The 12,123-nt window shown below is 64.7% G+C and carries 6 protein-coding genes and 1 pseudogene; 3 read left to right on the top strand and 4 right to left on the bottom strand.

Annotated features, from left to right (window positions below):
* Positions 1–159 precede the first annotated feature (159 nt).
* Positions 160–360 (top strand): annotated as a pseudogene (locus FV220_RS13885) (transposase); the annotation flags it as partial.
* On the opposite strand, the gene FV220_RS13890 reads toward FV220_RS13885, so the two are convergent.
* Positions 357–698: a hypothetical protein gene (locus FV220_RS13890; protein ID WP_147832069.1), complete on the bottom strand. Its 342-nt coding sequence runs from the start codon at positions 696–698 to the stop codon at positions 357–359. The pseudogene FV220_RS13885 and the gene FV220_RS13890 overlap by 4 nt on opposite strands.
* Positions 699–999: 301 nt before the next feature.
* Between FV220_RS13890 and FV220_RS13895 the strand changes: the two genes are divergently transcribed.
* Positions 1,000–9,573 carry an Ig-like domain-containing protein gene (locus FV220_RS13895; protein WP_147832071.1) on the top strand — a complete coding sequence of 2,858 codons (8,574 nt, stop codon included), beginning with the start codon at positions 1,000–1,002 and terminating at the stop codon, positions 9,571–9,573.
* 258 nt (positions 9,574–9,831) lie between these two features.
* Here FV220_RS13895 and FV220_RS13900 read toward each other — a convergent pair whose 3' ends face one another.
* The gene (locus FV220_RS13900; protein ID WP_147832073.1) at positions 9,832–11,241 is read right to left on the bottom strand and encodes a TAXI family TRAP transporter solute-binding subunit; all 1,410 of its coding nucleotides are present in this window, start codon (positions 11,239–11,241) and stop codon (positions 9,832–9,834) included.
* 63 nt (positions 11,242–11,304) lie between these two features.
* Here FV220_RS13900 and FV220_RS26415 point away from each other — a divergent pair, with 63 nt between their 5' ends.
* Positions 11,305–11,430 (top strand): hypothetical protein, encoded by a 126-nt coding sequence (locus tag FV220_RS26415; RefSeq protein WP_281406091.1) that lies wholly within the window; start codon positions 11,305–11,307, stop codon positions 11,428–11,430.
* An 87-nt stretch (positions 11,431–11,517) separates the two neighbouring features.
* Here FV220_RS26415 and FV220_RS13905 read toward each other — a convergent pair whose 3' ends face one another.
* Both FV220_RS13905 and FV220_RS13910 read right to left on the bottom strand, forming a co-directional pair.
* A complete protein-coding gene (locus FV220_RS13905) occupies positions 11,518–11,901 on the bottom strand; it encodes a CsbD family protein (protein WP_147832075.1) in 384 nt (127 codons plus the stop codon).
* 58 nt (positions 11,902–11,959) lie between these two features.
* The coding region (locus FV220_RS13910; RefSeq protein WP_147829732.1) for a CsbD family protein at positions 11,960–12,123 on the bottom strand (164 nt) is incomplete at its 5' end.

Here is a 12,123-nt window from a genome sequence, read left to right on the forward strand (position 1 = left end):
GGATCGGCTGGAACCGGGCTTGCCTGGATAGCGCGTCCGTCCCGGCTAAGTGTCTCTCACCAAACTCCCGCTGCGCCGTCGTACTCCGAGGGAGAACCGACCGTGATCGGGAGTTTTGTGAGGCACTCTAAATCGGCACGAATGCCGGGCGGGGGGGGGATCGTGCCGCGCATCGCGCGGAAGGGCATCGAGAGAAGCAAGAAGCCCGGTCGGCATCGCTGGGGCATGGAGCGCACCCACGCCTGGTTCAACAGCTTCCGCCGCCTTCCCGTCCGCTATGAGCGACGCGCCGCCATCCACGAGGCCTTCACCAGCCTCATCACCCTCAACCAGATCAAACGGTTGTGTCGGGCGCTCTAAATAAAGGCGATTCCGCCATACATGTAATTGATGGACAGTTGAGTCGTGATCCAGCTTTTTGCTGCGTCCAATGAAGGAAACATCAAGCCCTGCTGGTCACACGACCCGAACCCTTTATCGAGATACCACTGCGTCTGCTCGGCGTGATTTTCAAATTCGGACGAGCGCACCAGGATCGCGACGATCCGTCCGTCGGATATGCCGAGACATGCACTCTCCTCCGATTCCGAATCTCCAAGAAGAATGTGCTCGAAGTGCACGCAGGAAGACATGAAAATTAACCCGCGCCGATGAATGATTAAGTTTTCATGAATTGCCACGTGCCGGTTGCCTGACATCGATCCGAATCGTCTAGCATAGACCTTCGAATCGGCACCATCCCTCAAACGAGGGAGGTGCGAAAATCAAATAAACACCCCCGTCCTCACTCATATGAGGGATGTGCCACCGGATTCTTTGTTCTATCCAGCTGTCGCAATTCCCGCTCATGCGATGCGGATGAAGCCTTCGATTTGGTCTGATGGGGCATAAACCGCCTAAGGCTGGATGATACTTCATGGTGCCGCGTTTTTAGCTGGCTATGACCGAGCTCGATCGCTCGAAATCCGTCGTCGATTCAAATCTCTGGAGTGAAACGCCATGGCCATTTTAGGCCCCACCGTAGTGTCGATCACTGCAGCTGCCGATGTTCTCAACGGAACCGCCAACACCACGGAGGTGACCTTCACCTTCTCCGAGGCGGTGAACGGCTTCGACATGGACGACGTCGTCATCCCCGGCAATGCCGGTTATGTGAGCGACTTCGCCTCCGACGACGGTGTTGTCTGGACGGCCGTCTTCCATGCGGCTCCGGGTTTCGATGGTGCTGTCACGCTGTCCGTCACCGATGGTTACAAAAATTCCAACTTTGAGGATGGTCACGCTGGTGGCTCGCTCGATCTGACCATCGACCAGACGGCGCCGACGGTGATCGTCGAGCTCGACTCGTCGGCCTTCAGCAACACCAACCCGACCTCGCAGGTGACCGTCACCCTCAGCGAGGCCTCGCCCGACTTCGATGCGTCCTTCATCGTAGTCACCGGCGGTACCATCGACGGTCTGACCGCCAGCGACGACGGCCTGACCTATATCGGCACCGTCACGGCCAATGCGAACTCCACCACGCCGGTCTCGGTCTCCGTGGCCGCCGGACGCTTCACCGATGCGGCGGGCAACGCCAACGCCGCCACCATCAGCGCCAGCGACACCGCCACCGTCGACACCGTCGACCCGACGGTGTCCCTCATCGAGGTGGTGGCCTCCGACCTCAACGTGACCTCCAACACCACGGAGGTGACCTTCACCTTCTCCGAGGAGGTGAAAGACTTCGACGCGAGCGATGTCTCCATCGCCGACGGTGCCGGCGAGATCGGCACCTTGACGGGCAGCAACGGCGGCAAGACCTGGACGGGAACCTTCACGGCGGCGGAGGGATTCGCCGGCTCAACCACGCTGTCCGTCACCGGGTATTATGCCGATCTTGCCTCCAATCCGGGCTCGGAAGGCTATACGCAAACCCTGTCCATCGACACGAGGGCGCCGACGGTGCTCATCGACCTGGACCGCGATGCGTTTAACATCGGCAACGGGACCTCGGAGGTGACCTTCACCCTGAGCGAGCCCTCGCCAAACTTCGATAAGGCCGACGTCACGGTCACCGGCGGTACCATCAGCGATCTGACCGCCAATGGCCTGATCTATACCGGCACATTCACGGCCAATCCGAACTCCACCGCGCCGGTCTCGATCTCCGTGGCCGCCGGAGCCTTCGTCGATTACTCTGGCAACGCCAATACCGCCTCCACCCCCGACACGGCGACGGTCGACACGGTGGCGCCGACGGTGAGCGTCAATATGCCGGCGGACACGTTCAATATCCTCAGCCCGACCTCTGAGGTGACCTTCATCCTGAGCGAGGCCTCGGACAACTTCGACAAGAGCGACGTCACGGTCACCGGCGGGAGCATCGGCGATCTGACCGCCAGCGTCGACGGCCTGACCTATACCGGCACATTCACGGCCGAGGAGGACTCCACCGCGCCAGTCACGATCCTCGTGGACGCCGGAGCCTTCACCGATGCGGCGGGCAACGCCAACACACCCTCCAACCTCGATACGGCGACGGTCGACACGGTGGCGCCGACGGTGGAAATCAATATCTTGGCGGCCACGCTCAACGTCAACGTTCCGGACGTGACGGTAACCTTCACCCTGAGTGAGGCCTCGATCAATTTCAATCGAACCGACGTCACGGTCACCGGCGGTAGCATCGGCGATCTGACCGCCAGCGCCGACGGCCTGACCTACACCGGCACCGTCACGGCCGATGAGGGCTTCACCGGGGAGCTCTCCGTCTCGGTGGCCGCCGAACGCTTCAACGACGCGGCGGCCAATGGCAACGCCGCCTCCCTCGTCGACACGGCGACGGTCGACATGGTGGCGCCGACGGTGACCGTCGCCCTGGCGGCGGATTCGTTCAACATCGCCAACCGGAGCTCTGAGGTGACCTTCACCCTGAGCGAGGCCTCGACCGACTTCCCTGGCTCCGACTTCGATGCCTCCGACGTCACGGTCGTCGGCGGTAGCATCGGCGAGCTGATCAACAACGGCGACGGGACCTATACCGGCACTGTCTCGGCCTACGAAGATTCCACCACGCAGCTCTCGATCTCCGTGGCCGCCGGAGCCTTCGGCGATACGGCGGGTAATTCCAACACCGTCTCCAACTCCGACACGGCCACGGTCGACACGGTGGCGCCGACGGTTGTCTCCATCGTGGCGGCCGACACCGAGCTCAACTCGGCCTCCAACTCCACGCTGGTGACCTTCACCTTCTCCGAGGCGGTGACCGGCTTCGCCAAGGACGATGTCCTCGTCACCGGTCCCGGATTGCTGGGCGACTTGGAGACCACCAACGGTGGCCTCACCTGGACGGGCACCTTCACGGCGAGCGCGGGCCAGACCGGCTCGGCCACGCTGGCCGTCAGCGGTGCCTATCTCGACGCTGCCTCCAACCCGGGCGCGGCTGGCGGCTTGGAGACCCTGACCATCGACACGCAGGCGCCGATGGTGACCGTCAACCTGGCATCGACGGCCTTCAGCAACACCAACCCGACCTCGCAGGTGACCTTCACCCTGACAGAGGCGGCGACCGACTTCGATAAGTCCGATGTCACGATCACCGGCGGGAGCATCGGCGATCTGACCGCCAGCGACGGCGGCATGACCTATACCGGTACCGTCACGGCCAATCCGAACTCCACCACGCCGGTCTCGGTCTCCGTGGGCCTAGGACGCTTCACCGATGCGGCGGGCAACGCCAACCTCGGCTCCGTTCCCGATACCGCAACGGTCGACACCCAGGCACCGACGGTGACCTCCATCGTGGCGGTCGACGCCGATCTCAACCTGAACGACACAACCGAGGTCGTGACCTTCACCTTCTCCGAAGCGGTGACCGGCTTCACCGCGAGCGACGTCTTCATTCCCGAGGTCTCCGGACTTCCTGCCGGCACCTTGGGCACCTTGATTAGCAGCAACGGTGGCACGACCTGGACGGGAACCTTCACGGCGCAGGATGGCTTCGTCGGCTCGGCCAACCTGTCCGTCATCGGGGAGTATGCCGATCTTGCCTCCAACGTGGGCTCGACCGGCGGTTCGAAGACCCTGAACATCGACACGGTGGCACCGACGGTGACCGTCGACCTGGCCTCGACGGCCTTCAGCGCCACCAATCCGACCTCGGCCGTGACCATCACCCTGAGCGAGATCTCGGCCGGCTTCGACAAGACCGCGGTCACGGTCAACGGCGGTACTCTCAGTGATCTGACCGCCAGCCTCGACGGCCTGACCTATACCGGCTTCGTCACGGCCGATCAGAATTCCACCGAGCCGGTCTCGATCTACGTGTCCGCCGGAGCCTTCACCGATGTCGCGGGCAACGCCAACGCCCCCTCCATGTCAGACAACGCAACGGTCGACACCGTCAACCCGACGGTCGCGCTGCTGACGATCTCGCAGGATACCGGCGCGAGCGATTCGGACCACATCACCCGTGATCGAACCCTGTCGGTCAGCGGCACGGTCGAGGCAGGCTCCACCGTGACCGTCGCCGTGCTCGATCTGGCCGGCAACCCCGTGCTCGTCAACGGGACCGCCGTGACGCTGGTCGCCACGGTCACCGGCGGCACGTTCACGACGGCGTCGACCCCCTCATTGCTGGACGGCAGCTACATCTTCCGCGCCACCGCGACGGACAGTGCCGGCAACACCACCACCAGCGATCTGAGCCCTGTCCGGGTGGACAACAGCACAATCCTTCCGACCTTTGGCTTGGCTGAGGCCTCCGATACCGGCGTCAGTGCCACCGATCTGCTCACCAACAGCACCACCCCGAGCTTCACCGGCACGGCCGAGGCCGGCGCCACCGTCCAGCTCTTCCTGGACGGATCCGAGATCGGCACCGCCGTCGCCGATCCGAACGGTCGCTACACCCTGGCCTTCGCCGATTCGGACCTGGACGGCACGCCCCTGACGGATGGCAGCTACAGCCTCACGGCTCTCGTGACCGACCTCGCCGGCAACACGAAGCTGAGCACGACGGTCAAGACGTTCACGGTCGACGCCACCGCGCCGACGGCGACGGTCGTGATCGCGGATGCCAGCCTCGACGACGGCAACATGACCTCGAAGGTCACTTTCTCCTTCACGGAAGCCGTCGATCCTGCCTCCCTCATGGTGAACACCACCGGCGGCGGCATCGAGCCGGGCTCTCTCGTCGTCGCCCAAGATGGGCTCTCCGCCACGGCCACGTTCATCGCCGACGACAACAGCACGACCGCCGCCAAGGTCACCCTCACGGCGTTCAAGGACCTCGCCGGCAATGCCGGGACCTCCACCGCGTCCACGGCGGTCCCGGTCGACACCGTCAATCCGACGGTGGGGATCGCGTTCGCCGAGACCAGCTTCAGCGACGACAACCGGAGCTCTACGGTCACCTTCACCTTCTCGGAAGCCTTCGATCCTGCCTCCCTCAAAATGAGCGCCACCGGCGGCAGCATCGAGCCGGGCTCGCTCTTCGTCGCCGACGACGGGCGCTCCGCCACGGTCACCTTCACCGCCGACGATGACAGCACGACCGCAGCCAAGGTCACCCTCACGGCGTTCAAGGACCTCGTCGGCAATGCCGGAACGTCCACGGCGTCCGCTGCGATCCCGGTCGATACCGTCAACCCGACGGTGGAGATCGCGTTCGACAAGACCAGCTTCAGCGACGACAACCGGAGCTCTACGGTCACCTTCAGCTTCTCGGAGGCCGTCGACGCCGCCTCTCTCGATGTGAAAGCCACCGGCGGCACCGTCGATCTGGACACGCTCGACGTCTCCGAGGACGGGCGCACCGCCACGATCACATTCACCGCCGACGATAACAGCGTGAACAACGCCACGGTCACCCTCGAGGCGTTCAAGGACCTCGTCGGCAATGCCGGCACCTCCACCCCGTCCGCTCCGGTCACGGTGGATACCGTCAACCCGACGGTGGAGATCGCGTTCGACAAGACCAGCTTCAACGACGGCAACCTGACCTCGACGGTGACCTTCTCCTTCTCGGAAGCCGTCGATGCCGACTCTCTCGTTGTGAAAGCCACCGGCGGCACCATCGATCTGGACACGCTCGACGTCTCCGAGGACGGGCGCACCGCCACGATCACATTCACCGCCGACGACAGCAGCGTGACCAACGCCACGGTCACCCTCGAGACGTTCAAGGACAAGGCCGGCAATGCCGGCACCTCCACCCCGTCCGCTCCGGTCACGGTCGATACCGCCAACCCGACGGTGGAGATCGCGTTCGACAAGACCAGCTTCAACGACGACAACCGGAGCTCTACGGTCACCTTCACCTTCTCGGAGGCCGTCGATGCCGCCTCTCTCGATGTGAAAGCCACCGGCGGCACCATCGATCTGGACACGCTCGACGTCTCCGAGGACGGGCGCACCGCCACGATCACATTCACCGCCGACGACAGCAGCGTGACGAACGCCACGGTCACCCTCGAGGCGTTCAAGGACAAGGCCGGCAATGCCGGCACCTCCACCCCGTCCGCTCCGGTCACGGTGGATACCGTCAACCCGACGGTGGAGATCGCGTTCGACAAGACCAGCTTCAACGATGGCAACCTGACCTCGACGGTGACCTTCACCTTCTCGGAAGCCGTCGATCCCACCTCTCTCGAACTGAGCGCCACCGGCGGCACCGTCGATCCAGACTCGATCGTCATTGCCGTTGACGGGCTCTCCGCCACCGCCACGTTCACCACCACCGACGACAGCACGACCGCCGCCAAGGTCACCCTCACGGCGTTCAAGGATCTGGCCGGCAATGCCGGCACCTCCACCCCGTCCGCTCCGGTCACGGTCGATACCGTCAACCCGACGGTGGTCTCGATCAGCGCGGCGGACCAAAGCCTGAACGTCGCCGGCAAGACCACGCTGGTGACCTTCACCTTCTCGGAGGCGGTCAAAAGCTTCGACGCCGGCGACGTCATCTTCGACGCCAATGCCGGATCGCTGGGAACCCTGACGAGCACCGATGGCATTACCTGGACGGGCGAGTTCACGGCGAAGGTGAACTTCGCCGGCATGACGACACTGTCGGTCGGAGGTACCAATTCCGCCTATACCGATCAGGCCGGCAACACCGGTAAGGCTGGCGGTGAGCTGAGCCTGACCATCGATACGGTGGCCCCCACCATAAGCGGGCTCACGATCTCGACGGACAATGGGCTAAGCGGTACCGACAACATCACGCGCGACAATACCCTCACGGTCAGCGGATCGGTGACCGGTGTTGCCGAGAATGCGACCGTAGAGGTCGCCGTGATCTACGATGGCGAAACCGTCACCACCCTGACCGGTACGGTCATCGACGGCACCTTCACCACGAACGTCAGCCCCATCCTTGCTTCGCCCGGTGCTGCGGGACGGGAATATACGTTCTCGGCTTCGGTGAAGGATGCGAGCGGCAACGTCACCACCGAGAGCTTCAACGTCACGATCGATCGTGCGACGACGGTGGCCACCATCGGGCTGGCGTCGGGCTCGGATCTGGGCGTGCCTGGCGACGGGATCACCAGCACCGCGACGCCGGACTTCTTCGGTATCGCCGAGGCCGGTGCGACGGTCGACGTGTTCCTGAATGACGAACTCATCGGCACGACGCTCGCGAATGAGAGCGGCCAATTCACCATGTCCTTCCTGGAGACGGGTCTCCAACCGCTCACCAACGGGACCTACACGCTGACCACCAGCAGCACCGATATCGCAGGAAACACCAAGCAGAGCACATTGGGGACATCCTTCACCGTCGATCGGACGGCTCCGACCGCCACGATCACGCTGAGCGATACGTCCCTGGTGGCCGGCGAGACCGCGACCGTGACGATCACCTTCTCGGAGGCCGTCACGGGCTTAGGTCGCGGAGACTTTGTCGTCGGCAATGGCGAGCTGGGCGAACTGAGCGGCCCCACCGCCGGTCCGAACGGGTCGGTCGTCTACACCGCGACGCTGACCCCGGCCGCCAACTCCGAGGACAGCAGCAACGTCGTCACGCTCTCCACCACGTACACGGACGTGGCCGGCAACACCGGAAGCACGGCCAGCACAGGGAACTACGCCGTCGACACCCGGGCACCGACGGTGCTCAGCGTGGCGGCCTCCGGTCCCGGCATCACGGATGGTACGGGAACGCTGGTCACGGGTCAGACCGTGTCCTTCACCTTCACCATGTCCGAAGCCGTGGCCATCGCGAACGGCGGCGCGCTGGCGATCACCCTGAGCAATGGCGCGACCGCACTCTACAACCCGGAGGAATCGACCTCGACGAAACTCGTCTTCGACTACACGGTGCTGGTCGACCAGATTGCCAGCGACCTCGCAATCACGGGCGTGTCCTTGAATGGAGCCTCCATCGCCGACCTGAGCGGGAACCCCTTCGACGTCAGCGCGTCGGCGGTCGATCCTGCCGGTACCCTGAATATCGATGGCTACACCGGCACAAGTGGCAGTGAGACGTTCCGCGGCACCATCGGAGCCGAACGGTTCACCGGATTGGGCGGTGATGACACCTACCTGGTCGACAATATCGGTGACGAGACCATCGAGGCAGTTGGCGGTGGCTACGACACGGTGCGGACCAGTGTGGGCTATTCCCTCATGTCAGGCCAGGAGATCGAGGCGCTCCGCGGTTCCGGGACCGTCGGTCTCGCCCTGACCGGTAACGAGTTCGACAACAGGATCGTCGGAACGTCCGGCAACGACGTCATCGATGGCAAGGGCGGCGTAGACGCTCTGTTCGGCAACCTTGGCGACGACATCTACTATGTCGACAATGCCGGCGATCTGGTGACCGAGGCGGCTTCAGCCGGTAACGATACGGTCCGTGCGTCCGTCAGCTACACGCTGAAAGCAGGCCAGGAAATCGAGACGCTCGAAGGCCTGGGGTCGACGGGCCTGACGCTGACCGGCAACAACTTCGCCAACACGATCGTCGGAACCGCGGGCAACGACATCCTCGACGGCAAGACAGGAGCGGACACGCTGTCCGGTGGCGCCGGCAACGATACCTACTACGTCGACAACGCGAACGATCGTGTGATCGAGACGACCGGTACCGACACGGTCTACGCCAGCGTCAGTTACGCGCTGGAGTCGGGCGTCTCGATCGAGGCTCTCCGTGCTTTCGGTTCCAAGGCTCTGACGCTCACGGGCAACGAGTTTGCCAATACGATCGTGGGTGGAGCAGGCAAGGACGTGATCGTCGGTGGACTGGGTCAGGACACCCTGACGGGGGGAGCAGGAAACGATACGTTCGTCTTCAAGACGGTGAGCGATAGCGGCAACGGTGCCGCGAACCGCGATGTGATCCTCGACTTCAAGGTGGGCGCCGATTACATCGATCTGTCCGGTATCCAGGCCGTGAGTGGAGCCGCGACAGACCAATCGTTCTCCTTCATCGAGGGGGCGTTCGGCAAGCACAAGGGAGAGCTCCATGCTGTCACGTCTGGAAGCTCGACGATCATCGAGGGTGACGTCGACGGAAACGGCAAGGCGGACTTCCAGATCGTCCTGAGAGGCACGATCGAAGCCCTGCATGCGACCGACTTCGTGCTCTGAGGGGTTTCGCGTCCTGAAACCTGCGTGACGTCAAAGTCCTGGGCGAGGTGAAGCGATGGCTTGCCGCCGCGACCCTGCTCAGGATTCGAGGCCGAGTGTCAGTTCAATGCGAGCCCCGTGCGCCAATGATCCGGCGCGCGGGGCTTTCTTGCCTTGGGCATCGTGGCCTTCGGGATCAATGCCTTGGGGATCGTGCTGTCGGAACACGCCGGCGCTTTCTCATGCCCCCACCGATCGATGCGGATTGCCGGCCGATCCTCACTCCGCCGCGCTGGACTCCGACGATGTCGTGCGCCCCGCCAAGCCAGGAGCGTCGGCGGCGTATTGCCCGGCCGCGATCGTGCGTTTGACCGTCGACCGGGCGGCATCGATGGCGATGGCGGCGGCCGACATGGTCCTGGCCTCCGTCGGCCGCTCCAGGGCATGCTTGGCGATCTCGCCGGCGAGGTCGTCGATCTCGCGGGCGAGGTGTTCCAGGCGCGGAGGATCGGCGCTGCTTTGCGCTTCCTGGCGAATCTGCAGAAGGCGGTCGGTGGCCTCCTCGATCCGTTCCCGGCGCAGCCGCGACAGACGCTGGCCGATCCAGGCGACGCCAGACCCGATGCCGCCGCCGAGGAAGGCGACGAGATAGATCCAGGTCTCGTAGCGCTCGATGAAGCCCTGCTGCTCGCGCTCGAAGAAATCGACGGCGCCGGGGTGGATCGGCAACCGCGCGCTCGTCGCGCCGGCCGTGCTGTCGTAGCTCGGCGCCTGCACGTAATCGGCGGCGGCGGTCACGTTGGCCATGCCGCTGCGCAATTCGAACAGATGCTGGGTCACGTCCGCCGCGACGGGACGGGACAGGCTGGCCCGCGCCATCAGGCGGTAGGACGCCCCGACCGTGTGAACGTCCTCGGCCGGGACCTTGGGACTGCCGCCGAAGGTCTCCGCCGGCATGGTGACGGATTGCAGACGCGGCATACGGGCGACGATGGCATCCGCGTTCTCGACCGTGACGAAGGCGACCTTTCGCGTCTTGCTGGCCGCTTGGACGATGCCGACGATGCGTTGCGCCGTGGGTGCGGTCGGTGAAATGACCGAGACCACGGCATCGACCCGCTTCCTGGCCAGGGCCGTGGGGAGGTCGGCTTCGGACATTTCCACGAGGGCCACGTGGCGCGGTGGCAGCGGCCCTTCCGGGTCCTTGTCGAGAAGGGTGAGGCCGTAATGGCCGACCATCGCCTTGATCAGCGCCTGGTCGGCATCGCGATGCGCGAGGATCGCGAGGCGCTTCCGATCGAGATCGGGAAAGCTCGTCAGCCCCGACGGCTCGGGAGAGGCGATGATCATCGCCTGGTCGCGAAGGATCGCCAGGGTCAGTCCATTGTCGGGCAGGTCGACATCGGGACGGACCACGGCGAGATCGGCGCGGCCTTCCTGGAGCGCGGCGGCACTGTCCCGCACATCGTCGAAGGCGATGACCTTGAGCCGGATCTCCTTGTGCCGCCGGGCCAGGGCATCGGCATAGGCCTGGATCAGCGCCGGCTCGGTCCCGTCCTTCGGGGCTACGGCGATCGTCAGGACGGTCGCCCGCGAGATCCAGTAAGCCGTGGCGGCCCCGAGGCCGAGGAACACGGCGAGCAGAAGGAAGACGAACTCGCGGCGGACGAGGAGGCCGGCGAACTTCATGGATCGAACGACCGCTCCCCGCCAAGCCCGACACCGACCCTATCGGCGGCGACAGGGCGTATCATGCCCCCGCCGCGAGCCGGCATGGCGGGCGCCGTCCCCGTCGACAAGGGACGGATCCACCGCGACGGGGCCGGATGGGTGGTCGTCAGCGGGGCCGACGCGGTGGGGCTGCGGCCCGGCCGCTGAGGCGACGTCCGACATAGGCGACGATTTTGGGAAGCACGAACAAGGTCAGGAGTTTGCGGATCATCGAAGGTCTCCGGATGACGGGGATCAGCGCTTGGGACGGGCGAGCCAGCCCACCGCGAAGGCCACGGCCGCGAGGCCGAGCAGGGCGGATGCGCGATTGTCGTCGGCATAGCTGACCGCCTGGCGGCCATAGGTCGTGCCGCGCTTGGCTGCATAACGGGCGAAGCCGCGTCCGTCCTCGATCAGGTTACCGGCGCGGTCCCGGACTTCGCCGACGAGATAGCGGCCATCCTGGGCCAAATCCTCGGCACGGTCGCGGGCACGGCCGTAGGCATATTGCGCGCCGCCGGCCACCTGGTTGACGGCGCCGCGCACCTGACGGGCCGGATCGCCGGTGACACCGCCGAGGGCGGATTGGGCACGTCCCTTCAGATGCCGGGATGCGCCGCGAAACTGATCGCGATTCATGGAAGTCTCCTACAGGTTGAGGCGGAGGGAGGGCCTAAGCCCTCCCTCGGGGACGGGATCACCGCTTGCCGGTGACCTTGTCGACGACCGAGGCCACACCGTCCTTGGCCTCGCCGACGGTGCGCTGGGCCTCGCCCTTGAGTTCCTGGGCCTTGCCCTCGGCGACGAGCTTGTCGTTGCCGGTGACCTTGCCGACACCCTCCTTGAGGTTGCCGACGGCTT

This window comes from Methylobacterium sp. WL19 (assembly GCF_008040005.1).
Lineage (GTDB): Bacteria > Pseudomonadota > Alphaproteobacteria > Rhizobiales > Beijerinckiaceae > Methylobacterium > Methylobacterium bullatum.